This is a genomic window from Paenibacillus sp. FSL E2-0201 (assembly GCF_037963325.1).
Taxonomy (GTDB): domain Bacteria; phylum Bacillota; class Bacilli; order Paenibacillales; family Paenibacillaceae; genus Paenibacillus_AQ.
In genome coordinates this window covers 4,083,055-4,105,150 of sequence record NZ_CP150154.1, presented here as the reverse complement: position 1 = coordinate 4,105,150, position 22,096 = coordinate 4,083,055, and the positions used below count along the sequence as shown (strand labels likewise).

The window sequence follows — 22,096 nt, the reverse complement described above, 5'->3', positions numbered from 1 at the left end:
CATGAATATTGATCTGCATACTCACGGTAAATTATCTAAGAAATCAACGTTTTCCCCAGAATATTTTGCTGAAATGATGTTTGAGGCAAAAGCGAACGGATTACAGGCAGTGGCTTTGACTGAGCATTTTAACACTTCGAATTTCTTTGCAATGTATGAAGAACTGGATCAGATGTATCCCTATAACGGGCATTATTATGATGTAAATGGGCTAAAACTGTTTCCGGGTATGGAAGTGGATATTGCGGAGACAGGTCATATCCTGCTGATCGGACTTAAGGAGAATGTGCTAGCGGTCCGAGCTTTACTGGAAGAGCATACTCAAGAGGGCAATTTTATTGCTTTTAAGAGATTGCTTGATATGGCGGACGAACATAACCTTTGGAAAATTGGAGCACATCCCTTCCGCACTTCTACGCCATTACATCAACTGGACCCAGAACTGCTTCGGAGATTAGATGCTTTTGATTTCAATGCAAAAGATATTTACATGCAGGGAGCAGAGACCTATAAGAACCTAATTACACCCTTTGCGGAGACGCTGGGTGTACCCGTGATCGCCGGCAGTGATAGTCATCAGTGTCTGCAATATGGGAGCGTATTGAATCGGTTGAATACCAACTGCTCCACTGTTGAGGAATTGAAAGAAACGATTAAGCAAGGCAACTACGAAATTGAGCTCTCACCTTGTCTTCATACTAAAGTGAAGGCCTCGGTCATGATGAAGAAACTATTGAAGCAGTTGATCGGTGAAGCTCCCTCCAGAGATGAAGCAGAGGTTGGCTATAGGGTCTAGTCGGTTCCAAACATTCCTGTTATACTTTTTTCGTGAATGTATTTGGAGGTGGTACTGTGCTAATGCTGGTTTGCCCATTAGCTAGAAGTTCCTCACGCAAAGCCTAAATTAGGGCGATACTTTGCGTGAGGTGCGATAGATGGATGATCGCCCAAACTAAACATATCGTTTCTAATAATGGGCTTTGCACCTTATGGAATTTCAATATAAATAAGGGGCTGAAAAGCAATGAACACACCATTTATTAGAAACCATCAATATAATTTTATTAAGAAGCAAACAGATTTTCTTCTGAAAACACTGCGAACTGTAGCAGATCGAAGAGTCTTGGAGACAGTGAGATATCGTTCATCGTTGAACGTTATAGAAGCCTTTCCAACACTTAATGATACTCAGCAGCAGATGCTGCAACAAATATCTACCTTTGAGACGGCAGACGATTTTCAGAAGTATCTAAGTGGATTAGAAGTTTATTTAGAACCTTTTCCACAGATTACGCCGAAACAAGTTCAGAAGTTATTTCCTAAGAATAAGAAGCTGAAGGTACCGGATTTATCAGTGATTGACTTTCGATATATGACATATCTGAGCTGGATAGATATTGCTACCAACAAATTATATATCGTATATCCGTTCGAAGGACAGTTTATCGGTATCGAGGGAAGAATGACACCTATGAACAAGAAGGGGTATTGCTTGTTCTGTAATCGGCAGCAACAGCTTGCCTTTTTTACGGTCAAGACCAAGCTTGCGAAATCCTCGCCGGATGATTACTCTTCTATTGGCCAATATATATGCATAGAAAGCCAAGAATGTAATCATAGGATTACGGATACAGCAGCACTTGAGAGATTCATTCTCTCCACACGTGCATGAGGTTTAGATTAGCAAAGGCTGCCCTTGAGGGCAGCCTTTTTTTCAACGTTATTGTTTATCTTTGGAATCTTTATTGATGACCCGCGTTGGACGAGTTACCCAGTTTGTACGATTCATCGGTTTAACTGTATCAATTCTAGAATTTAGTTCATTCGATGCTTCATTGGTCTCTGTTTCAGTAGATGCTGTTACTTCTTGATCTACACTTTTTTTCCTTGATAGTCCTGTTCCGTCATGCTTGCCTCTATTCCATACTCTTCCCTTACTCATACATACACTCCATTTCTATACGCTTATTCATAAACCATATCATATTAGGACAAGTTAAGGAAGAAAGACATAAGCACAAATCGAAGGATTTTTCAAGTTATAAAGGTTACTGGAGATTTCATTTTATGATAGCTATAATAGTACTGATATTGAAAGGAGAGTACTTATATTATGGCAATCAAGATCATAACAGACAGCGGTTCTGACCTACCCCTTGACTACATGGAGAAGTATAATGTTTCCGTCATCCATCTACCGGTTCACTTTGGGCATGAGCTTATGCCTGAGGATACGGATACGAAAACCTTTTATGCTAAAATGGCTGAATCCAAGGAGCTGCCCACTACGGCAAGTCCAAGTCCAAACCAATTCCTTGAGGCATTCAGGCAAGTAGAGGAAGGCACTGACATTATGGTCATATGTATGTCCTCTAATATTAGTAGCACTTATCAGACTGCTATGATCGCTATGGAAATGTATCAAGAAGAAGGGCACTCCAATGCGATAGAGGTTATAGATTCTAAGACCTTCTCAGGAGGTTTGTCACTGATTGTGGGTCTCGCAGCCAAGTGGTCATTGACTTGTACGAGTCTGCAAGAACTGAAGGGAAAGGTGCTTCAGCAAATTGACGAAGTTCGCGCTTATTTCACACTGGATACACTTGAGAACGTGATGAAAGGCGGACGTCTAAGTCGGATATCGGGGGCAGTTGCTTCCGTGCTAAATATTAAATTATTGCTCAAAATCAGCGAAGAGGGCACCGTTGAGGTAGTAGAGAAGACCCGGGGTCTTCCAAAGGCATTAAACCGTCTGCTTGCACATTTGGATGAGAAGCAGCATGATTACGAGAAGGCTGTTATCGCTATAGTACACAGTAACTGTGAGAAGCTTGCGCTTGAAATTAAAGAGCGTATTTTACAAAAGCACCCCTTCAAAGAGGTTTTACTCTCAAGTATGGGGCCTGTAATGGGAACCTATGCGGGTGAAGGTGGAATTGGGGTAGCTTTTTAAGACCTGATATTTTGATTTTTGGGATTTTACGATCGTACATGGGACGAGTTCCTGTGTGCGATTTTTATTTAAATATATGAATTAATATGACTTGGTTGATGGACGTGATAATTTAGCTTTTCTTTAGATTGCATTTAGGTGGGTTTAATAATCGAAGCTTATAGTTAGATGGGGTGATTACTATGTATACAATTCTGATCGCAGATGATGAAGCAGAAATTGTAGAATTGTTGAGATTATATTTAGAGAAAGAGTACAACATTGTGGAAGCGAACAGTGGTACCGAAGCGTTAATGCAAGTTCAGAACCATAAAATTGATTTAGCGATCCTTGATATTATGATGCCTGGTTTAGATGGATTGCAATTATTGAAAAAGATTCGTGAGGTCCATCATTTTCCGGTGTTGTTTTTATCTGCAAAAAGCGAACATTACGATAAAATCCTGGGACTTGAACTCGGTGCCGATGATTATATTTCTAAACCGTTTAATCCCTTGGAAATTGTAGCTCGTGCAGGAGCTTTGCTGCGGAGGGTGCATCATTTTGACGCACAAATCATTGAAGAAAAGGCTGCTGAACAGATTGTATTGGGAGAATTGAGGCTGGATCAAAGCCAGTGTCTGCTCTATCGTTCAGGGGAGCCCGTCGTCCTTACCTCTACCGAGTACAAAATTCTGGAATTAATGATGAAGCAACCGGGACGTGTCTTTACTCGAAAAAAAATATATGAGGCTGTATGGGAAGATTTCTATGTGTACGAAGATAATAGTATCATGGTGCATATCAGTAATATCCGTGAAAAGATCGAGCAAGATTCCAAAAAGCCGGTTTATTTAAAGACTATTAGAGGGCTGGGATACAAAATTGAAGCGCCTATGGAGCAATAGAGATCAACGACCTTTACAATCATCGCTGACGCTGGATTTTTTGTTGTTCATCTGCATTTTGTTTTTTCTTGTGATTGTTTATTATTTGTTCATTAATCTTGATGTGACCCATATGTTCGAAAAAAATAAAATCGCTGATCCGGATTTAAAGGTTGAAGCAAGTGCCTATCGAGATAATCTGGAGCATGGGATAGAAACCAAACGCCTTCTGCGTAGCAGTGGATGGATAGAGGTCTTGGATCAAAACAAGATGGTTATTGAGGTTGTTGGGGAGAAGAAAGATAATGTAACACAATATACCGATGACCAGCTCTTAAAAAGTCTGGAAAACGGAGAAGACCAGGAGTACTACTACTCATTGGCTACACGTAATAATCAGAATGAATCAGAATGGCTGCTCCTAAAGGTTCCTAGAGAAGTGATTGATATTTCAATTAATAGTGACCCACTGGTTGCTTATTTCAACCACTCGATTTCATATTATGTCTTTTTTGGAGTAGGCATGGTTCTTATGCTTATTATCGTGTATAGCTATTGGGTGGCACGAAGAATCAGGAAGCCGCTGCGGATCATTACGCTTGGTTTGAAGCAGATGATTGAAGGGAACTATGATACTCGTATCTCGTTATATGCAGAGAAAGAATTTTCTCAAATTGGGGAGACTTTTAATTATATGGCGGACGTAATTGAGAAGACGACCAAAGAGAAACGCCAAGCAGAGGAAAGTAAGAAACGTATGATGGTCGATCTTTCCCATGATCTGAAGACGCCTATTACGAGTATACAGGGTTTTGCACAGGCATTGGTTGAGGGTCGTGGTGAGGATGAAGAACGCCAAAAACGGTATTTAACCTATATCTATAATAAATCCTCGCAAGTGACTAAGCTGATTCAAAATATGGTGGAGCTGCTCAAAATAGATTCCCCGGATTTTTTGTTACGGATGGAACGTCAAGAACTGGGTGAATTTATTCGTGAAATCGTTGCAGACTCTTATGGTGAGATAGAACAAAAGAACTTTATCCTGCAGCTGAATGTTCCGGAACAGGAGGTATTCGCAAGCTTTGATGCGGAGCTGCTCTCGAGTGTAGTTCATAATTTGATCTCCAATGCTTTGACCTATAATCCGCCAGGCACTCATTTGCGCGTGGAGGTTATACCTGCAGAGAGTGAGGTTGCTATTGAAATTGCAGATACCGGAGTAGGCATTCCTGAAGAGCTTTGGTCAACGCTTTTTGATCCGTTTGTTCGTGGAGATAAAGCGCGGTCAACTACAGGTGGAACGGGACTTGGTTTATCCATTGCTATGAAAAATACAGAGAAAATGGGTGGCACGCTTCATCTCAGTCGTGGAAAGAAGGAACCAACGGTATTCACCATACGTATTCCCAAATAGCAAGATGAAAGACACCCAAAAATAGAAGATGGGAGAGAAATATGGCTAAACTGAACACATTCATTCGAGTTTGTATAGCGATCCTTTTGGTGTTAGGTATAGTATTTTTAGGCTCGCAAGTTAATTTTATTTTCAGTCCAATCTTGTCTTTGTTCAATGTTATTATCGTGCCCTTAATGTTGGCAGGATTTTTCTATTATTTACTCCGACCTCTAATCAATACTTTGGAGAGATATAAACTAAATCGCTCTGTTGCGATCATCATCGTATATGTGGTCATTGCATTGCTTTTGTTTGGTTTTAGTATTGGAGTATGGCCTTCACTTCGAACACAGCTCATTAATTTTGTTGATAATATGCCAAATCTGATCGCAGCCGTGAATCAGCAGCTATTGAGGCTCGAGGACAGTGGATTTCTGGCTTCTATTATCCCAGCAGATATGGATCTTGCTTCCCAATTGACTGAATATTTGAATAAAGGATTTAATCTGATTTCGAATTACGTAACGGGTCTATTCTCCTTTGTTTCAAATTTCGCGATTATTTTATTTACCTTTCCTATCATGTTGTTTTACATGCTTAAGGAAGGTGGGAAATTTGGTCGTAAGATTGTAAGTTTCTTTCCAAAGAAGTATCGTGGAGAAGGGACTTCAATGATGAGTGAAATTGACAGTGCGTTAAGTGGATTCATCGTTGGGCGGGTATTAGTCAATCTGGCGCTTGGTGTTCTGATGTATATTGGTTTCCTTATTATTGGACTACAGTATGCATTGTTGCTGACAGTGATTGCCGTAGTCATGAATTTTGTACCTTTCATTGGTGCAATTCTCTCCAGTATCCCAATCTTTATTATAGGATTCATCCAATCGCCGTCCATTGCAGTGTGGTCCATCATCATCGTTCTTGTAGCTCAGCAAATTCAGGATAATCTGATCGCTCCCTACATTTTTGGGAAAAAGCTTGATATTCATCCGCTGACAACGATCATCTTAGTGTTGGTTGGTGGAGATATAGGCGGGATTATTGCGATATTGCTGATTATTCCACTGTATATGATTGTGAAAATCCTCTTGACCAAAGTGTATAATTTGTTTGTTAAGAACCACAGGGCAGAGGTAGAAGTAGAGGTAGAGGAGAGCCTTTAATATCTCTTAAATTATCAAATATGATGGAGGTTGTTTATATGAATGAAGGAACGGAGCAAGGATTAATTCATATCTCAGATGATGTAGTCACATCGATTGTTGGACAGGTGGTTCTGGAAACGCCAGGTATCGCTGGAATGTCAGGAAGCAATATTTCGGACAACTGGGCCAAACGTTTGGGCGGTAAAAATGTGAAAAAAGGATTGTCTGTAGAAGTAAAAGAAGTAGACGTTGCCATCGACCTGCGGGTTATTGTTAATTACGGATGCGTAATTCAAGAGGTCTGTTATATGTTGCAGAAAAATGTACGAAATGCAGTGGAAAATATGATGGGTCTGTCCCTTGTCTCGGTAAATGTGAAAGTTGAGAAAGTAGCCCTCCCGGTATAATGATGTCTCTTAAATAGGCACCGTGATATAGGCTTCTGCATAGAATGGAGCAAATCCATTTACGGAGGTCAGAGCATCCATGTCGACATATAACACTGGGCAAGAGCAGAATGTGATTTATCAGGCCGATCCTGCGGTGATCCGGCACCTGCACGGTGTTCGTGATTCCCTGCATCAATCTTGCAAGCCCTACTTAAACCATAGGGTGAATGTACAGACTTTAGATGGCTTAGTGCACGAAGGTACTATTGCCGGAGTAGATAATAAACATTTGTATTTGAACGTTGCGGTGAATGGGCAAATGTCACGCGGATATTATAATCCATACCAGCCTTATCATCCGCATCCGGGTCCTGGCCCATATCCAGGTCCATACCCAGGTCCTCCTAATAATAATGTGATCTTGCCGCTTGTGTTGTTTGAGCTACTTGCTATTTCTTTACTCTAAAGTGTACATTATATTGAATAAGGACATGTGCTGAAATCGCGATTGCACGTTGACGCGACTAGCCATGTTCTTTTTTTGTGTAAATGATGTGTACTCTTGATATAATTGCTATAAACTGGAGGTGTCATATGATTAGATATCCTATTTTGAACAAGAATGCGACAGTAGGGGTAACAGCACCTTCATCTGTTGTAGGCGCTCAAAATGCGGAGTTAATTAAGTTGGCTACAAGTCGTTTGGAGTCTAAAGGATTTGAAGTGATTTGTGGGGAGACCGTATGGACGCAAGAGAAGGCCAAGTCCGCACCCGCTAAAGTTCGTGCTCAGGAGTTTAACGAGATGATGGGCAGTGAGCATATTGATTTAATTATTCCGCCTTGGGGCGGGGAGTTGTTGATTGAGATTCTTGAATTTATTGATTTTGATACCATGAAGAATAAGTGGATCTTAGGGTATTCGGACATTAGTGTGCTGCTCCTTGCAGTTACGTTAAGAACAGGGATTGCAACGGCTCATGGGACAAACCTTGTTGATTTAAGAGGGGAGTATTCGGATGATACCACAGCGATGTGGGAAGCGGTACTTACGACGCAAGTAGGCGATTCTATTGTCCAGCGTTCATCCGATAAATATCAAGGGGAATGGCAGCATGATGCTCCAACGCCTTATGTATTCCACTTGACAGAAGTTACCAGTTGGAAGACTGTAACATCTGTCCCTGTAACTATGAAAGGGCGTCTACTAGGGGGCTGCATAGATGTAATTAGGCATCTGATAGGCACACCATTTGGCAATCTGCGGCATTTTCAAGAAAAAATGATTAACAATGAACCAATCCTATGGTACTTAGAGAATTGCGAACTGAATACGGTTGATGTACGCAGGTCATTAGTTCAGATGAAGCTGGCAGGTTGGTTCGAGAATTGTTCTGGCATTATGTTTGGCAGAAGTCCTGCTAATCGGCCAGTAGAGAACTATACGGCCGAAGACATCTACGCTGAGCTTTCTGAGGAGCTTCAAGTGCCCATAGTGTATGATATTGATTGTGGTCATATTCCACCGCAAATTACGCTGATTAACGGAGCGTACGCTGAAGTTGATGTGGCGAACGGAGTAGGAACGGTAAAGCAATTTTTCTATGAATAGGTGCATACAAAAAAAAGGGACAACCACTTGGGCTGTCCCTTTTCTTATATTTGTCGCTAGAAGGCTTAGTTCTGTGTAGTTACAATCGCGGTGATTTCCTCATCCAGGTCTAGCCTTACGTCTTCGCGATAGGCACGAATGCCATATTCGCTAAGCATGTAACGCAGGATCGCCTCGATCATGTTGGACTCCACTAGATATTGACTACGTCCCTGTACCCAAACCTCAGCAGAGTAGCCAGTGTCTTCTTCCCAGCTCAGTTCTACCTGAACATCTTCAGGGCGAACCGCTTTACGTTCAGCCATATGTAAACATAGGGCGTTGATGATCTCATCCATGCTTAGAACCATTGTTGACATTAGTAACGACCACCTTGATCTTCTAAGCGGCGACGTTCTTTTCTGCGACGGAAGAAGGACATCACAAGCATTACGAGTACATAGATAGCAAGCATATTAATGGCGAGTCCTAGAATGTTACCGAAGGCACCCATACCGGCGAACATACCGCCGAACATTAACCCAGCCAAACCGCCGATCATCATACCTTTCATTAAGCCGCCACCGCTGAAAAATCCGCGTTTCGTATTTGCAGCAGTAGATCCTGCTGTGGAGCTTTTTGTGCTATCGCTTTTTCTTACGTTATCGGTTGTTGATTTTTTTGGAGTTGTTGAATAGCTGCGAGTGCCGGATTTAAATCCGCCACCACCTCGCTTCGCATCCACAAAGTTCGGGGTAGCTACGGCGAAAAATAGAGTAAAGGCCATTACAATCATCATTACGCGTTTCATTGGTTTCATTTAGTACGAAAACCCTCCTGTGAGTATGAATTTGTGTGCATATTCGGTAATACGCAGCACGTCCCATGAGGTTTCAATTTTTATATAAAATATAAGAAAATTTATGCTTGTCATAACTTATACTTTTTTAATCGAAAAAAGCGTGGATCCAGGATCCACGCAATCAACTGTTATAAGGTTGTTACTTAAATCATTTATACCCGTCAGCGACTAGCTCAAGCGCTCCAGTGGCGGGATCAATGATCATGCCATGAACAGGTACATCAGAAGGAAGCAGTGGATGACGTTTAATCAAGTCTACGGTCTGAATGACCCCTTGTTCAATGTTGTCAAAACCGCGGAGCCATTTGGTTAGCTTGATTCCGGAATTCTCCAGCGTGCTCAGCACCTCTTCGGATACTCCACGTTCTTTAATGGAATTGATCATATGGTCTGCGTTGAGGGAAGCCATACCACATTCATAGTGTCCAACGACAATAACTTCTTCAGCATCAAGCTCATACAGTGCAACCATTACACTACGCATAACACTACCAAAAGGTTGAGAAATAACCGCTCCGGCATTTTTGATGATTTTGACATCACCGTTCTTAAAGTTCATAGCTTTTGGTAATAGTTCAACCAGACGGGTATCCATACAAGTGATAATCAACATTTTTTTATCTGGATAACGACTAGTTAAATATGCTTCATACTCTTTATTCTCTACAAAACTCTTATTAAAGTTAATAATATCGGATACATGGCTCATGGCTGTTTTTCCTCCCTAAAATTACTGAATTGTACTTACATTACGCATATCTCTGACCAGGATATTTTTTCCGTAAATCTGTGAATCACTGTCTAGCTTAAAGGAAGAGAATCGTTCCTCGGCATCTAGACGCATCTTGTCTTCATAAAAAATTTCTTGCTGGCGGCTTACGATAAAGGGAAGGGAATCATTTTCAATCCTAGAATCGCCGTCCTCCATTTCTGAAACAATTAGTAATACATTAATTCCGTCACACCCGCAGCCTTCCGTATCATAAAAGAGCTTGAAAAATCCTGGCCGATCTTCAAGCCTTTCCTTTAACTTCCTTTCTGCGAGAGGTGTAACTTGAATCATCATAGCCTGTTCACGCTCCTTCGAATTTTGTGCGAAGCAGGTCCTGCTTCTTATGTAACCCATTGAATATTTTAAATTAGAGATGTAATCTCTGAAGTTGATTATACTCATTCAAAAAAGTATCATCAAGAGGAGTCGGCAAAACAGAGAAAGCAGGTGTAATAAAATGGAACAGCAAGTGAAGGAACAGTGGGAGAAATTTAGCGAGTTATTATCAAAAATAAGTGGATATTCAGAGGCCATAGAATTACTTCATTGGGATTTGCGCACCGGTGCGCCGCGTAAGGGAGTAGAGGTTCGTTCGGGTACGATAGGGATGCTGAGTGGAGAATTGTTCAGACTCGGAATTTCGGAGGAAATGGGAGATTTTACAGCATTTTTTTCTCGTCCTGAAGTGATTACCCAGCTATCACATGATCAGAAGAAGATCGTTACCGATTGCCGTAAAGAATATGAGCGCAGCAAGAGCATTCCTTCCAAAAGATTTGAGGAGTATGCTGTTCTTTCCGCACATTCCCAAACGATCTGGGAAGAAGCTAAGGAAAACGATGATTTTGCCACTTTTGAGCCTTACCTAAGCAAGATAGTTGCTCTGAAACAAGAATTTATCGATTATTGGGGTGTAAAAGGAACACGGTACGATACGCTTCTGGATATGTATGAGCCCGATCTTACGGTAGAAAAAGTGGATGAAGTATTCAGCCGGCTGCGTAGCCGTTTGGTTCCACTCGTTGAAGCTATCGCAGCTTCGCCTAATAAGCCGGACACAAGCTTCTTACAGCAGATCTTCCCTAAAGAGCAGCAGGAAAAGTTCGGCAACTTTATTTTAGAGCAAATGGGCTACGATTTTGACGCAGGTCGTTTAGATGAGAGTGTGCATCCTTTTGCTACAGGATTGAATCCTGGCGACGTTCGTATCACGACTGCTTACTTGCTTGATAATGTGACTAGTGCCATATTCAGCTCACTACATGAAGGTGGACATGCGCTTTATGAGCAAAATATCAGCAAGGATTTTGTTGGAACACCACTGGCACAAGGTGCATCGATGGGGATTCATGAATCTCAGTCGAGACTATGGGAGAACATGATCGGACGCAGCAGGGCCTTCTGGCAACGTTATTACGGGGATCTTCAACAACAATTCCCAGAGCAGCTTGCAAATGTGGATTTGGAAGATTTCTACCGGGCGATCAATAGCGTGGAGAACTCATTTATCCGGATCGAAGCAGATGAGCTTACATACAATCTGCACATTATCGTGCGTTATGAGATCGAGAAGCTTATTTTTAATGAAGGACTTTCTGTAAAAGACTTGCCTCAAGTATGGAATGCTAAGTATCAAGAGTATTTGGGTATTACTCCACCTTCTAACGCACTTGGTGTGCTGCAAGATGTCCACTGGTCTGGTGGGGATTTCGGATACTTTGCTTCCTACTCCTTAGGTAATATGTACGCTGCACAAATTTTGAATACACTTCGCAAAGAGTTACCGGAGTTTGATGAATTGATTGCAGCAGGAAACCTACTCCCTATTAAAGAATGGCTAACGGAAAAGATCTATCGTTTCGGAAATAGTTTAACGCCATCCCAAATCATTGAACAAGTAACAGGTGAACCGCTAAGTCCGGATTATTTGGCTGATTATTTAGAAGCGAAGTATACGGAGATTTACAAACTGTAATCAAGTAGGGTACGCGTGGTATAATAGAAAGAAAGCTTAGACGGAAGGATATGGATATGGCAAATACTCACACCTACAGCCGGAGAGAAGAAGTCGCGAATGCGATTACGCACGGGATCGGAACAGTATTAAGCGTGGCTGCACTTGTCCTGCTTGTTGTTTTTGCAAGTCTAAAAGGAACGACATGGCATGTGGTCAGCTTCTCCATTTATGGAACGACAATGCTGCTTCTATATCTAAATTCAACACTAGTGCATAGTCTCAAAGAGGGTAAGGCGAAGGATTTGTTCGAATTTTTCGATCATTCCGCTATTTATCTGTTTATTGCAGGCACGTATACACCCTTTTTGTTAGTCGCCATTCGGGGTACGCTTGGTTGGAGTTTATTCGGAGTTATTTGGGGGATCGCAGTGTTTGGCGTTTTCTTCAAAGCATTTTTTGTGAAAAAGTTTCTGTTCATGTCTACCATATTCTACATCGCGATGGGGTGGCTGATTGTAATCGCCTGGAACCCTCTTTCGGCTGTTGTAGCAGACGGTGGTATGATCCTGCTGATGGCTGGTGGGGTGCTCTATACATTAGGTACGGTGTTTTATGTATGGAGAGGGTTTCCGTACCATCATGCGATTTGGCATGTATTTGTCCTTGCAGGTAGTGTCACACACTTCTTCGCCGTGTTGATTTATGTACTGCCGATCCAATAATTTCAAGCGAATAAATTGCATGAAAAAAGGATTTTTAATAAAGAAAGAGATGACAAGCAAAAATGCTTGACATCTCTCTTTCTTTTAGGTATCATAAGGGACGTTGTGAAGGTGTAAAGTGTTTTTCCTTGACGAAGGGAGTGCCCTTAATGAGTCAGGAGAATAGACTCGAGAAAACGAATCGTATCAATTTGCTTTTTGCCTTCTATGAACGACTGCTTACAGATAAGCAGCAAACGTTTCTTAAATATTATTTTCACGATGATTTTTCCTTGGGAGAGATCGCCGCTGAATTTGAAATCAGTCGCCAAGCCGTTTATGAGCATATTAAACGGGCGGAGCAAGTCTTAGAGAATTATGAAGAAAAACTTGGTTTATTAGAGAAACATGAGAGTCGTACCAAATATTTAGATGAACTGCGCAGACTGCCGGAGAATGGGATGCTGCCTGAGCAATATAAACTTCGGTTCGCGGAGATCGTGGATCGCTTGCAGAGGTTAGAGTAGCATGAAGGGAGAAATCTGCATATGGCGTTTGAAGGTTTAACCGGAAGATTGCAGAATGTGTTCAGCAAGCTGCGCGGTAAAGGTAAAGTATCCGAAGATGACGTAAACGAAGCTATGCGCGAAGTGCGGCTGGCCCTTCTGGAAGCCGATGTAAACTTCAAGGTAGTTAAAGAATTCGTGGCCAAGGTGAAAGAAAAGTCTATTGGTAAAGAAGTTATGGACAGCTTTACACCAGGTATGGTCATTATCGACATCGTTAACAAGGAACTAACCGAGCTGATGGGCGGAAGCCAAGCGAAGCTGGCCAAGTCGAACAAGCCACCGACTGTCATTATGATGGCGGGTCTACAAGGGGCAGGTAAGACAACCACTTCGGGTAAGCTGGCCAAGCTGTTACAGAAGGGCAATCATCGTCCATTACTCGTTGCGGGAGATATTTACCGTCCTGCTGCGATCAAACAGCTTCAGGTGCTGGGAGAACAAATTAAAGTTCCGGTATTTTCGCTAGGTGATCAGACTAGTCCGGTAGAGATTGCCAGACAAGCTGTACAACATGCCAAGGATAACGGACTTGATTACGTCATTATCGATACTGCAGGCCGCCTGCATATTGATGAAGAATTGATGGAAGAACTGAAGCAGATTCACAATGTTGTAAATCCAGATGAAGTTCTGTTAGTAGTAGATGCAATGACCGGTCAAGACGCTGTGAACGTGGCTGAGAGCTTCAATAAGCAGCTTGAGCTTACAGGGGTTGTATTGACAAAGCTCGACGGCGATAGCCGTGGTGGTGCTGCACTATCCGTCAAAGCTGTTACTGGTTGTCCGATCAAATTCGCTGCGTTAGGTGAGAAGATCGACGCGCTGGAGCCGTTCCATCCGGAACGTATGGCTTCACGGATTTTAGGTATGGGTGACATGCTGTCGCTGATTGAGAAAGCCCAAGCGAATATAGACACAGATAAAGCTAAGGAAATGGAACGTAAGATGCGTAATGCAGAATTTACGTTTGATGATTTCCTTGAGCAAATGGATCAGGTGAAAAAGCTGGGTCCGATCGATCAAATACTTGATATGCTGCCTGGCATGAACAAAGCCAAGGGCATTAAAGATTTAAAAGTTGATGATAAGCAAATGGGTCGCGTTGAAGCCATAGTTCATTCTATGACGAAAACGGAGAAACGCCAGCCTGAGATCATTAACCATAACCGCCGCAAGCGTATTGCTGCCGGTAGCGGAACCTCGGTCGCTGAGGTCAACCGCCTCATCAAGCAATTTGATGAGATGCGTAAGATGATGAAGCAATTCTCCGGCATGATGGGCGGAGGCGGTAAGGCCTCCAAGAAGAATGCCATGAAGCAGCTTAAAGGACTAGGCGGAAAAGGGATGAAGTTCCCTTTTAAATGATCTTGCTGTTCTAATATCTCGAAACTATTATAAGGAGGTGATTTTTCGTGGCAGTACGTATTCGTCTAAAAAGAATGGGAGCGCATAAAGCGCCTTTCTATCGTGTAGTGGTTTCCGATTCCCGGTCCCCTCGTGACGGTCGTTTTATCGAGGAAATCGGTTATTATAATCCGATTGAACAACCGGCAGTAGTTAAGATCGATGAGGAAAAAGCTCTTAAATGGCTTCAAACAGGTGCGCAAGCATCTGATACAGTACGCAACTTGCTTTCCAAAGCAGGCGTAATGAAGAAGTTTCATGAGCTTAAGCAACAGAAATAATGACTGATTGCGAGGGTCCTCTATGGAAGAATTAGTTGGAGTAATTGCTAAGGCTTTAGTGGATCATCCAGAAGATGTGACGGTACGAGCGGTGGAGAAGGATCACCTAATTGTCTATGAACTGTCCGTGCATCCTGATGATGTAGGAAAGGTCATTGGCAAACAAGGAAGGATCGCTAAGGCGCTCCGTACAGTAGTCACATCTGCAGCAGTCAAGAGCGATAAACGCGTAACTGTAGATATTTTATCTTAAATGATGCGTACAATGAGGGGCTAGGGATAGTATATCCCGGCTCCTTTTTGTTCAAATATAAGAAAGTATAAGTTTCACACCATACTTTATGTCTTATATTTCTCGCATTAACGCTTGCCGTCCTTATAAGGACGCCGAAGGCGTTTATGCTTGAAATATAGATTAGATGAAGCTTGTAAAGGAGAGGGTTGTATGACAGAAGAGTTAACCGTAGGCAGACTTGTGAATACGCATGGTATTCGCGGGGAGATTAAAGTATTATCACATACCGATTTCCCTGAAGTTCGTTTTGCTACAGGCAAGAAGCTGCTGGTGATCCCTGCAGATGGCGGTGCGAAATTCGAAGTAACTGTAGAATCCGCTCGTGAGCATAAGGGGATGTTCATCGTTAAGCTCAAGGGATATACGAACATCAACGAAGTGGAAAAGTACAAAGGAAGCCTCCTGAAGGTTCCAAGTAATGATCTGGTTGATCTGCCTGAGAACGAATACTACTTCCACCAAATCGTCGGTTGTGAGGTATACACGGATGAAGATGAAAGCACACCACTTGGTACAATAACGGAAATCTTACAGCCAGGCGCGAATGATGTGTGGGTTGTTAAGCCTGCAAAAGGACAAGACATCCTTATTCCTGTAATCAATGATGTAGTGCTGAATGTAGACATAGAAGCCAAAAGAATTACTGTTCATTTGATGGAAGGGCTATTGCCATGATGAGAATTGATGTGCTTACGCTGTTTCCAGAAATGTGCGAAGGCGTATTCAGCACAAGTATTCTTGGTAAAGCGCGTGAAAAAGGAATCGTATCCTTAAATGCTGTGAACTTCCGCGAGTTCTCAGGGAATAAACACAATAGTGTGGATGATACTCCGTATGGAGGCGGCGGGGGCATGGTGCTCAAGCCTGATCCGATTTTTAATGCAGTCGAGCATGTGCTCGGTATTACATCGAATGAGGAAGATAAACGTCCATCTGATGAAGAGGTTTCTGTAAAACCACGTATCATCCTTATGTGTCCACAAGGAAAAACCTACAATCAGAAGATTGCTGAGGAACTGGCACAAGAGCAGCATTTAATCTTCATTTGTGGGCATTATGAGGGGTATGATGAACGGATTCGTGAGCATTTGGTAACAGATGAGCTTTCAATCGGTGATTATGTGCTAACTGGCGGAGAGTTGCCTGCTTTGACGGTTATAGATTCCGTAGTCCGGCTTCAGCCAGGAGCACTGGGAAATGAAACCTCTGCGATATCTGACTCGTTCAGCACTGGACTGCTAGAATATCCACACTACACACGTCCTGCCGAGTTTCGTGGCTGGAAGGTACCAGATATTTTACTGAGTGGTCATCATGCAAATATTGATATATGGCGGAGAGAGCAGGCACTTCTGCGCACGTTGGAACGCAGACCGGACCTGCTTGAGACTGCAGAACTTACGTTGAAAGACAAGAAGACACTGGAACGTCTAAGAAATGTGGACAAGCCGGAGTGATAATTTAATGAAACAGGTATATCTGACGTCTTTTTAACGTATCTTACGTTAAGGAGGCGTTTTTGTTATGTGAACCTGAGAACAAATAAAATAATAGTTTTCAAATTAATATGCTTATTGGTGCGTTGAAAGCTTCTTTTTAGGGTAATGAATAGAGGTGCCGCACTAATATATGCAGCTGAAGATACAGCAAGCTTAACTATTGAAAGGAATGAACTGAAGTGACTACGAAGACGCATGAAGAATTCAAGCCTAACGTGGACACGATCCACAAGGAAGCGGAGCCGCTCCGCACCGTGAATGATATTATCGATTTTTATACAAATCGCAATTCCCATTCGCCATATAAAGAGTGAACATATAAGATCGAACGTTAGGGATTGATTGTTAGGCTGAATAAAACCATTAGATACAGTGAATTTTGTATTCGCTGTCGCTAATGGTTTTATTTTTTTAGAATGTAACATGGTTTGAACTCTGTTACCCCGATTAAACTGTAAATAACCACTTTCCTTCGAGATCTAGGATCTAGAGAGAAAGTGGTTATTCTTTGAAATTATAAGAAAGTACACGATTCACGATATACTTTATTCTTATAATTCTCGCACAAACGCTTACCGTCCTTAAAAGGACGCTTAAGGCGTTTTAGCTTGCTATAAGAGTTCGTGGAGGCACATGTTATTCTTTGCGTAAGATTTTGTGTACTCCTGTAAGGAGGGAGTACAGCGCAACACATACGAGAACAGTAACAGCCCATGCATAGTTGCGAACGGTGTAAGTAAGCGATGCTAAAATAACGAAAATGGTAATACGCAGTACGCCTTCCTTAATAAACTGTTTTCTTTCTACATTCATGAGATTGGCCTCCTCGAATGGATGGAATAAGACGAACTACAGGTGAAAGAGGAATACGAAAGATACAGGGGACGAAAAAGTAAATATTGACCCAAACTCCGACCTATGTAACTTCGCCGTTACCGACCTGTACTCCTACACATAGAGTATATCATTACTGACAAGGAGGAGTACACTAGTGGAAGCATATTATAACTGTTTGCGTTGTAAGGATAGAAGGGTGCGGATTCTGACTAGAGATGGTAGACAGCACGAAGGCGTTATAACAGATGTAGACAGATACAATGTTTACTTAAGAACTGACAATGGCTCTGTGCATACTTCTGCTTTTTGGGGAAATCCTTTTGCCTCAAATCAGATTTTAACTTTGAGTTTATTCACTTTGTTGGCCATCGCATTAATCTAATCATCAGGAATCAAAAAAAGACCGCCCGATTATCCCGGCGGTCTTTTTATTGTCTATTTACTGTACTGTAATTGCACCTATATCTGAGCTGAGGGACACCAAAGGACCGCCTCCATTGATATCGGTCTTTCCGCCTTCTACCCCTTTGATTTGTCCGAGATCGCTTTTGGCTTCCAAGCTGCATTTCATTCCATCGGCTAGGACAGCGCTGAGGCTGCCAACCTCTGTTTTAGCTTGTAGGCTGCTGTCACCCTTCATCCCTGCTATATCCATACGTATGCTACCCGTATCGGACTTTACAATAGATTTTCCAGTGAATTTAGCTCCTTCAATATTGATTGCTCCAACGTTGCTGACGATTTGATAATTCCCCTCCAGATTACGAAGACGAATTTGTCCTACGTTATTTGTGATGATATATTTATTCATGCTGGCAGGGAGCTCTATATTATAGCTTATGCTAAAATCGGAATAACCATATTTGTCTTGCGCCCATGTCCATAAATCCTTCTTAGGATTTGATTTAGAATGCGTGGACACCTTTAATGTATCGCCGCTCACCTTAACTGAAACTTCAGCATCATCCATAATCTTTTGACGGTCAGAGGTATGGAAGGAACTGTTGTGGGAAGAGATGGTTGCACTTACATGGATCAGATCTCCTGTAACAGCTGCAACTTCTATTTCTCCTACTGCGTTGTCCATGCTGAGTACGGATGCTGTACCGATCGCTTGTGATACTGATAGTTCTTTGCTAATGCTATCTGCTTTAACTTCGTCAACTACCGTAGTAGCAGTTTCCTCAACGGCTTGCTGTACAGTTGCAGCTGCTTTACCTAGCTCTTGCTTGACAACTTCACCAAAGTTCTGGTGTGCATCCTCAGAAATACTCTTTTCCACCTCATTTTTCGCGGATTGTCTGCCTGGTAATTCTGTACAACCTGCCAAAAGTACGATAGATAATACGGCTACTGCTGCTAATACGCTATTGCTATTTCTTTTCCTCATGAAACGAACTCCTCCTCATATATGGGTGTATGTGATCTTACAATGTGACTTCGTTATGTACTTCTGTAAGTATAGCTTATGGAATTTTTCTGTAAAAACGGCTGGAGGCGGGTTATTATACTGGACCAAAGACTAGGTCACTAAAGTGTCCACTACACTTCGATTTTTAATTGTGCTAAAATAAATGAAAGATCTCTTATTGAAATACGGTATAGGTACATATAAAAAGGGCGTGGAAGCCAGCCCTCATATAGAACCTTCAGCTGCTTCTGGAAACCGCTTTTTTCGGATAGAAGTGCTTAGGTGTGCTAAGGCTACTTTGTATACAGATATAGACCGTTACCTCACTTGAAGAACAGGGCGGTCTTTTTACTTTCATTTAATAAATCCTGAAGGGTGGAGGGAGCCAAATGAAATATGTAGCCATTTTGCTTGCCTTAGTAGTTTTGGCAGTCGTGTATTTTTTAGTCAAGAAGCAGAAAATAAACACGACAAGCAATCATTCGTACACCACACGGAGTAACGTGATCTCAATGGACAGTCATCGAAAAGCCAAACAGAGCCCAGGGGAGCAGCCTTGTTCTTCTTGTAAGAAGAAGAATGGAAAATTAATCTTCTACGCTCAAGATAATGGAACTGTAGTTGGCCTGTGTAAGGATTGCCAATCGAAGGCGAAAAAAAGAGATATGTTGCCGCTTTAAATAGACAAAATTAAGAAAAATAAGTTGTATTAGCCCGTCCTTTATGGTATTATTATTTCTGTTGTGTGGAATACGGTGGTCCGCTGCGGATAATGAGGGAGAGAAAGATCTCTCCGGAAGAGGCAAGAACACCTGTACGGAAGGAGGAAGTCCTTAATGAATATCCTACAAGCTATTACGCAAGAGCAACTTCGTAAAGATATCCCGAGTTTTCGCCCGGGTGACACTTTGAAGGTGCATGTAAAAGTTATCGAGGGAACTCGTGAGCGTATCCAGTTGTTCGAAGGCGTTGTAATCAAACGTCGTGGCGGTGGAATCAGTGAGACTTTTACGGTTCGTAAAATTTCTTACGGTGTTGGTGTGGAAAGAACATTCCCAATCAACTCGCCTAAAATCGAGAAAATCGAAGTGGCTCGTCGTGGTAAAGTGCGTCGTGCTAAACTTTATTACCTTCGTGAACTACGTGGTAAAGCAGCGAGAATTAAAGAAATTCGTCGCTAGAATAGTGACAAAGGAAAGGGGCTTGAGTTCAAGCCCCTTTCGTTTTATTATTTTTTTTGAAAATATAAGAAAGTATAAGTTTCACGTTATACATTATTCTTATATTTCTCGCATAAACGCTTTCTGTCCTTAAAGGACGCAATGGCGTTTTAACTTGGTATACAATGCGTACGACATATACGCTTGGGGATCAGCTTCTCCGAAAAGGCCTCCTGAAGGAGTATCTGTGGAGGGGTTTTTGGCAGGAGTTTTTTTGTGTTGTATAGTAAGAGTAGTATTTTAGAGAGGACGGTGAACTATGCAGCAGGAACAAAGTGAAACTTTGGAATCAAGCGCGCAGAACCCACGTAAACCCAAAAATGAAGTTTTGGAATGGATTAAAGCCATTGCGATTGCTTTAGTATTGGTTTTTCTGATCCGCTGGCTTTTGTTCAAGCCTTTTATTGTAGATGGACCTTCCATGCAGCCTAATTTCCATACGGGTGAACGAGTTATCGTAAATGAGATTTTGTACGATATTAGATCTCCGCAACGGGGCGAGGTTATAGTATTCCACGTGCCTTCTGAGGGTAGAGATTTTATTAAACGTGTAATTGGTGTGGCTGGAGATACCGTGAAAGTAGAAGGGGATGTAGTTACAGTTAACGGAGAGGTTGTTAACGAGACATATATCCAAGGCGCTATTGATGCTGCGCATAGTAACAACGCTCTGTATAATAATAAAGACTTCCCTAATGAAAAGTTTACGGATGGTACCGTACCTGAAGGACATGTATTTGTTATGGGGGATAATCGCTCGGATAGTACGGATAGCCGAATGATCGGTTATGTACCACTGGGGGATATAGTGGGTCGTGCAGATTTAATCTTCTGGCCTTTAAAGGATATTACACTGATTAACCATTAAGTTGACAGAAGTCAAAGGAGGTGACGGCAATGGCCATTCAATGGTTTCCTGGTCATATGACGAAGGCTAGGCGGCAAATCGAGGATAAGCTGAAGCTGATTGATGTTGTAATAGAATTGCTCGATTCCCGTCTGCCGCTTTCCAGCCGCAATCCGATGATTGACGATATTTTGCGGGACAAGCCAAGATTGATTATTTTGAACAAGGCGGATCTGGCAGATCCGGAGATTACACGGAAGTGGCTGGCGTACTTCAAGGGACAAGGGCATGTTGCTTATCCTGTTGATGCATCTACTGGAACGGGTATTAAGGAAATACCAGAGCAGGTCAAACTGCTGCTAAAAGAAAAGATTGACCGGCAGATCGCAAGGGGAATGAATCCGCGAGCTATGCGTGCATTGATTGTCGGTATTCCTAACGTTGGTAAATCAACACTCATTAACCGGATGGCTGGTAAGAGTATCGCTGCTACTGGTGACCGCCCTGGGGTAACCAAGGGTCAACAGTGGATTAAGACAGCCGGTAATTTGGAGCTTCTGGATACCCCGGGTATTCTTTGGCCGAAGTTTGAGGACCAGGATGTAGGTTATCGCCTAGCGGTAACGGGTGCAATAAAAGAAGAAATTCTGAATGTTGAGGACATCGCCTTTTACGCGGTGAAATATTTGGTGAAAGACTACGGATCTAGATTTCAAGAACGCTTTGGCATTGAGAAGCTTCCTGAGGATCTGGAGAATCCAGATGAGATTGTAGCTGTTATGGAAGCCGTGGGTCGTAAGCGCGGTTGTCTGATTAGCGGTGGACGTGTAGATCTGGAAAAAGCTTCCCGAGCCTTGTTGCATGAGCTGCGGGCAGGTAAGCTTGGACGTTTTACGCTGGAAACGCCTTAAGTGCATTGAATTCAGTGTTTAATGACTAGGTATGGAAGAGCCATCCGAAATTTCGGAGGCTCTTTTTTTATGGGAATGGATCAAATTGGAACGTCTATTTTAAGATGACCATGTAAGCTTTACTGTGATAAGCTGACTTATATAGATCATTGAATAATTCATAATTGGCGGTGACAAAATAGTGAGTT

Annotated in this window: 30 protein-coding genes; 23 read left to right on the top strand and 7 right to left on the bottom strand. The window is 42.2% G+C overall.

The window, feature by feature from the left end; all coding sequences use genetic code 11:
- Position 1 precedes the first annotated feature (1 nt).
- Both NSU15_RS18680 and NSU15_RS18675 read left to right on the top strand, forming a co-directional pair.
- On the top strand, positions 2 to 796 hold the full coding sequence (locus NSU15_RS18680; RefSeq protein WP_339287187.1) for a PHP-associated domain-containing protein: 795 nt from the start codon (positions 2 to 4) through the stop codon (positions 794 to 796).
- Positions 797 to 1,024: 228 nt separating this feature from the next.
- Positions 1,025 to 1,672, top strand: coding sequence for a FusB/FusC family EF-G-binding protein (locus NSU15_RS18675; protein WP_076119533.1), 648 nt, complete (start codon positions 1,025 to 1,027; stop codon positions 1,670 to 1,672).
- A 48-nt stretch (positions 1,673 to 1,720) separates the two neighbouring features.
- Here NSU15_RS18675 and NSU15_RS18670 read toward each other — a convergent pair whose 3' ends face one another.
- Positions 1,721 to 1,942, bottom strand: coding sequence for a hypothetical protein (locus NSU15_RS18670; RefSeq protein ID WP_339287185.1), 222 nt, complete (start codon positions 1,940 to 1,942; stop codon positions 1,721 to 1,723).
- Positions 1,943 to 2,113: 171 nt separating this feature from the next.
- On the opposite strand from NSU15_RS18670, the gene NSU15_RS18665 reads away from it, so the two are divergent.
- The 7 genes from NSU15_RS18665 (at position 2,114) to NSU15_RS18635 (ending at position 8,363) form a co-directional block, all read left to right on the top strand.
- Positions 2,114 to 2,953 (top strand): DegV family protein, encoded by an 840-nt coding sequence (locus tag NSU15_RS18665; RefSeq protein WP_042129011.1) that lies wholly within the window; start codon positions 2,114 to 2,116, stop codon positions 2,951 to 2,953.
- Between the two features lie 182 nt (positions 2,954 to 3,135).
- Positions 3,136 to 3,840 (top strand): response regulator transcription factor, encoded by a 705-nt coding sequence (locus NSU15_RS18660; protein WP_042129010.1) that lies wholly within the window; start codon positions 3,136 to 3,138, stop codon positions 3,838 to 3,840.
- Positions 3,818 to 5,236 (top strand): HAMP domain-containing sensor histidine kinase, encoded by a 1,419-nt coding sequence (locus NSU15_RS18655; RefSeq protein ID WP_339287182.1) that lies wholly within the window; start codon positions 3,818 to 3,820, stop codon positions 5,234 to 5,236. Before NSU15_RS18660 ends, NSU15_RS18655 begins: the two co-directional genes overlap by 23 nt.
- A 41-nt stretch (positions 5,237 to 5,277) precedes the next feature.
- On the top strand, positions 5,278 to 6,381 hold the full coding sequence (locus tag NSU15_RS18650) for an AI-2E family transporter (RefSeq protein WP_042129005.1): 1,104 nt from the start codon (positions 5,278 to 5,280) through the stop codon (positions 6,379 to 6,381).
- Between the two features lie 38 nt (positions 6,382 to 6,419).
- Entirely contained in the window at positions 6,420 to 6,770 is a 351-nt protein-coding gene (locus tag NSU15_RS18645; protein WP_042129003.1) for an Asp23/Gls24 family envelope stress response protein, read from the top strand.
- Positions 6,771 to 6,849: 79 nt separating this feature from the next.
- A complete protein-coding gene (locus NSU15_RS18640; RefSeq protein WP_076119535.1) occupies positions 6,850 to 7,218 on the top strand; it encodes a hypothetical protein in 369 nt (122 codons plus the stop codon).
- A 128-nt stretch (positions 7,219 to 7,346) separates the two neighbouring features.
- The gene (locus NSU15_RS18635; RefSeq protein ID WP_339287180.1) at positions 7,347 to 8,363 is read left to right on the top strand and encodes a S66 peptidase family protein; all 1,017 of its coding nucleotides are present in this window, start codon (positions 7,347 to 7,349) and stop codon (positions 8,361 to 8,363) included.
- A gap of 65 nt (positions 8,364 to 8,428) precedes the next feature.
- Here NSU15_RS18635 and NSU15_RS18630 read toward each other — a convergent pair whose 3' ends face one another.
- The 4 genes from NSU15_RS18630 to NSU15_RS18615 form a co-directional block, all read right to left on the bottom strand.
- A complete protein-coding gene (locus NSU15_RS18630) occupies positions 8,429 to 8,713 on the bottom strand; it encodes a YxcD family protein (RefSeq protein WP_042132285.1) in 285 nt (94 codons plus the stop codon).
- Between the two features lie 8 nt (positions 8,714 to 8,721).
- Positions 8,722 to 9,153, bottom strand: a complete 432-nt coding sequence (locus tag NSU15_RS18625) for a hypothetical protein (RefSeq protein ID WP_076119612.1) — start codon at positions 9,151 to 9,153, stop codon at positions 8,722 to 8,724.
- A 199-nt stretch (positions 9,154 to 9,352) separates the two neighbouring features.
- A complete protein-coding gene (locus tag NSU15_RS18620) occupies positions 9,353 to 9,913 on the bottom strand; it encodes a carbonic anhydrase (RefSeq protein WP_076119537.1) in 561 nt (186 codons plus the stop codon).
- Positions 9,914 to 9,934: 21 nt separating this feature from the next.
- Entirely contained in the window at positions 9,935 to 10,270 is a 336-nt protein-coding gene (locus tag NSU15_RS18615; protein WP_042128993.1) for an iron-sulfur cluster biosynthesis family protein, read from the bottom strand.
- A gap of 163 nt (positions 10,271 to 10,433) precedes the next feature.
- On the opposite strand from NSU15_RS18615, the gene NSU15_RS18610 reads away from it, so the two are divergent.
- The 9 genes from NSU15_RS18610 to NSU15_RS18570 all read left to right on the top strand — a co-directional run bounded on the left by NSU15_RS18610 (position 10,434) and on the right by NSU15_RS18570 (position 16,996).
- Positions 10,434 to 11,951 carry a carboxypeptidase M32 gene (locus NSU15_RS18610; RefSeq protein ID WP_339287177.1) on the top strand — a complete coding sequence of 506 codons (1,518 nt, stop codon included), beginning with the start codon at positions 10,434 to 10,436 and terminating at the stop codon, positions 11,949 to 11,951.
- Positions 11,952 to 12,007: 56 nt separating this feature from the next.
- Entirely contained in the window at positions 12,008 to 12,655 is a 648-nt protein-coding gene (locus NSU15_RS18605; protein WP_042128988.1) for a hemolysin III family protein, read from the top strand.
- A gap of 149 nt (positions 12,656 to 12,804) precedes the next feature.
- Entirely contained in the window at positions 12,805 to 13,161 is a 357-nt protein-coding gene (locus tag NSU15_RS18600) for a putative DNA-binding protein (protein ID WP_042128986.1), read from the top strand.
- 21 nt (positions 13,162 to 13,182) lie between these two features.
- Positions 13,183 to 14,568, top strand: a complete 1,386-nt coding sequence (gene ffh / locus NSU15_RS18595; RefSeq protein WP_042128985.1) for a signal recognition particle protein — start codon at positions 13,183 to 13,185, stop codon at positions 14,566 to 14,568.
- A gap of 47 nt (positions 14,569 to 14,615) precedes the next feature.
- The gene (rpsP, locus tag NSU15_RS18590; protein WP_036688604.1) at positions 14,616 to 14,888 is read left to right on the top strand and encodes a 30S ribosomal protein S16; all 273 of its coding nucleotides are present in this window, start codon (positions 14,616 to 14,618) and stop codon (positions 14,886 to 14,888) included.
- A 22-nt stretch (positions 14,889 to 14,910) separates the two neighbouring features.
- The gene (locus tag NSU15_RS18585) at positions 14,911 to 15,141 is read left to right on the top strand and encodes a KH domain-containing protein (RefSeq protein WP_042128982.1); all 231 of its coding nucleotides are present in this window, start codon (positions 14,911 to 14,913) and stop codon (positions 15,139 to 15,141) included.
- 192 nt (positions 15,142 to 15,333) lie between these two features.
- Positions 15,334 to 15,858 carry a ribosome maturation factor RimM gene (gene rimM / locus NSU15_RS18580; RefSeq protein WP_339287175.1) on the top strand — a complete coding sequence of 175 codons (525 nt, stop codon included), beginning with the start codon at positions 15,334 to 15,336 and terminating at the stop codon, positions 15,856 to 15,858.
- Positions 15,858 to 16,640 (top strand): tRNA (guanosine(37)-N1)-methyltransferase TrmD, encoded by a 783-nt coding sequence (gene trmD, locus NSU15_RS18575; protein WP_339291391.1) that lies wholly within the window; start codon positions 15,858 to 15,860, stop codon positions 16,638 to 16,640. The genes rimM and trmD overlap by 1 nt, the downstream gene beginning before the upstream one ends.
- A 221-nt stretch (positions 16,641 to 16,861) precedes the next feature.
- The gene (locus NSU15_RS18570) at positions 16,862 to 16,996 is read left to right on the top strand and encodes a hypothetical protein (protein WP_269321964.1); all 135 of its coding nucleotides are present in this window, start codon (positions 16,862 to 16,864) and stop codon (positions 16,994 to 16,996) included.
- 322 nt (positions 16,997 to 17,318) lie between these two features.
- On the opposite strand, the gene NSU15_RS18565 is transcribed toward NSU15_RS18570, so the two are convergent.
- The gene (locus tag NSU15_RS18565) at positions 17,319 to 17,495 is read right to left on the bottom strand and encodes a hypothetical protein (protein WP_156113147.1); all 177 of its coding nucleotides are present in this window, start codon (positions 17,493 to 17,495) and stop codon (positions 17,319 to 17,321) included.
- A 178-nt stretch (positions 17,496 to 17,673) separates the two neighbouring features.
- Here NSU15_RS18565 and NSU15_RS18560 point away from each other — a divergent pair, with 178 nt between their 5' ends.
- Entirely contained in the window at positions 17,674 to 17,901 is a 228-nt protein-coding gene (locus NSU15_RS18560; protein ID WP_076119540.1) for a hypothetical protein, read from the top strand.
- Between the two features lie 57 nt (positions 17,902 to 17,958).
- On the opposite strand, the gene NSU15_RS18555 is transcribed toward NSU15_RS18560, so the two are convergent.
- Complete coding sequence (locus tag NSU15_RS18555; protein ID WP_076119541.1) at positions 17,959 to 18,909, bottom strand: hypothetical protein; 951 nt, start codon at positions 18,907 to 18,909, stop codon at positions 17,959 to 17,961.
- Between the two features lie 410 nt (positions 18,910 to 19,319).
- Here NSU15_RS18555 and NSU15_RS18550 point away from each other — a divergent pair, with 410 nt between their 5' ends.
- The 4 genes from NSU15_RS18550 to ylqF all read left to right on the top strand — a co-directional run bounded on the left by NSU15_RS18550 (position 19,320) and on the right by ylqF (position 21,908).
- The gene (locus NSU15_RS18550) at positions 19,320 to 19,610 is read left to right on the top strand and encodes a hypothetical protein (RefSeq protein WP_339287171.1); all 291 of its coding nucleotides are present in this window, start codon (positions 19,320 to 19,322) and stop codon (positions 19,608 to 19,610) included.
- Positions 19,611 to 19,766: 156 nt separating this feature from the next.
- On the top strand, positions 19,767 to 20,111 hold the full coding sequence (rplS, locus tag NSU15_RS18545; RefSeq protein WP_042128973.1) for a 50S ribosomal protein L19: 345 nt from the start codon (positions 19,767 to 19,769) through the stop codon (positions 20,109 to 20,111).
- A 298-nt stretch (positions 20,112 to 20,409) separates the two neighbouring features.
- Complete coding sequence (gene lepB / locus NSU15_RS18540) at positions 20,410 to 21,018, top strand: signal peptidase I (RefSeq protein ID WP_042128972.1); 609 nt, start codon at positions 20,410 to 20,412, stop codon at positions 21,016 to 21,018.
- A gap of 29 nt (positions 21,019 to 21,047) precedes the next feature.
- Entirely contained in the window at positions 21,048 to 21,908 is an 861-nt protein-coding gene (gene ylqF / locus NSU15_RS18535; RefSeq protein ID WP_042128970.1) for a ribosome biogenesis GTPase YlqF, read from the top strand.
- The last annotated feature ends 188 nt before the right edge of the window (positions 21,909 to 22,096 follow it).

Coding starts and splice junctions, on each gene's coding strand:
- NSU15_RS18680 (WP_339287187.1), top strand. CDS start 2: ATGAATATTGATCTGCATACTCACGGTAAATTATCTAAGAAATCAACG.
- NSU15_RS18675 (WP_076119533.1), top strand. CDS start 1,025: ATGAACACACCATTTATTAGAAACCATCAATATAATTTTATTAAGAAG.
- NSU15_RS18670 (WP_339287185.1), bottom strand. CDS start 1,942: ATGAGTAAGGGAAGAGTATGGAATAGAGGCAAGCATGACGGAACAGGA.
- NSU15_RS18665 (WP_042129011.1), top strand. CDS start 2,114: ATGGCAATCAAGATCATAACAGACAGCGGTTCTGACCTACCCCTTGAC.
- NSU15_RS18660 (WP_042129010.1), top strand. CDS start 3,136: ATGTATACAATTCTGATCGCAGATGATGAAGCAGAAATTGTAGAATTG.
- NSU15_RS18650 (WP_042129005.1), top strand. CDS start 5,278: ATGGCTAAACTGAACACATTCATTCGAGTTTGTATAGCGATCCTTTTG.
- NSU15_RS18645 (WP_042129003.1), top strand. CDS start 6,420: ATGAATGAAGGAACGGAGCAAGGATTAATTCATATCTCAGATGATGTA.
- NSU15_RS18640 (WP_076119535.1), top strand. CDS start 6,850: ATGTCGACATATAACACTGGGCAAGAGCAGAATGTGATTTATCAGGCC.
- NSU15_RS18635 (WP_339287180.1), top strand. CDS start 7,347: ATGATTAGATATCCTATTTTGAACAAGAATGCGACAGTAGGGGTAACA.
- NSU15_RS18630 (WP_042132285.1), bottom strand. CDS start 8,713: ATGGTTCTAAGCATGGATGAGATCATCAACGCCCTATGTTTACATATG.
- NSU15_RS18625 (WP_076119612.1), bottom strand. CDS start 9,153: ATGAAACGCGTAATGATGATTGTAATGGCCTTTACTCTATTTTTCGCC.
- NSU15_RS18620 (WP_076119537.1), bottom strand. CDS start 9,913: ATGAGCCATGTATCCGATATTATTAACTTTAATAAGAGTTTTGTAGAG.
- NSU15_RS18615 (WP_042128993.1), bottom strand. CDS start 10,270: ATGATGATTCAAGTTACACCTCTCGCAGAAAGGAAGTTAAAGGAAAGG.
- NSU15_RS18610 (WP_339287177.1), top strand. CDS start 10,434: ATGGAACAGCAAGTGAAGGAACAGTGGGAGAAATTTAGCGAGTTATTA.
- NSU15_RS18605 (WP_042128988.1), top strand. CDS start 12,008: ATGGCAAATACTCACACCTACAGCCGGAGAGAAGAAGTCGCGAATGCG.
- NSU15_RS18600 (WP_042128986.1), top strand. CDS start 12,805: ATGAGTCAGGAGAATAGACTCGAGAAAACGAATCGTATCAATTTGCTT.
- ffh (WP_042128985.1), top strand. CDS start 13,183: ATGGCGTTTGAAGGTTTAACCGGAAGATTGCAGAATGTGTTCAGCAAG.
- NSU15_RS18585 (WP_042128982.1), top strand. CDS start 14,911: ATGGAAGAATTAGTTGGAGTAATTGCTAAGGCTTTAGTGGATCATCCA.
- rimM (WP_339287175.1), top strand. CDS start 15,334: ATGACAGAAGAGTTAACCGTAGGCAGACTTGTGAATACGCATGGTATT.
- trmD (WP_339291391.1), top strand. CDS start 15,858: ATGAGAATTGATGTGCTTACGCTGTTTCCAGAAATGTGCGAAGGCGTA.
- NSU15_RS18565 (WP_156113147.1), bottom strand. CDS start 17,495: ATGAATGTAGAAAGAAAACAGTTTATTAAGGAAGGCGTACTGCGTATT.
- NSU15_RS18555 (WP_076119541.1), bottom strand. CDS start 18,909: ATGAGGAAAAGAAATAGCAATAGCGTATTAGCAGCAGTAGCCGTATTA.
- NSU15_RS18550 (WP_339287171.1), top strand. CDS start 19,320: ATGAAATATGTAGCCATTTTGCTTGCCTTAGTAGTTTTGGCAGTCGTG.
- rplS (WP_042128973.1), top strand. CDS start 19,767: ATGAATATCCTACAAGCTATTACGCAAGAGCAACTTCGTAAAGATATC.
- lepB (WP_042128972.1), top strand. CDS start 20,410: ATGCAGCAGGAACAAAGTGAAACTTTGGAATCAAGCGCGCAGAACCCA.
- ylqF (WP_042128970.1), top strand. CDS start 21,048: ATGGCCATTCAATGGTTTCCTGGTCATATGACGAAGGCTAGGCGGCAA.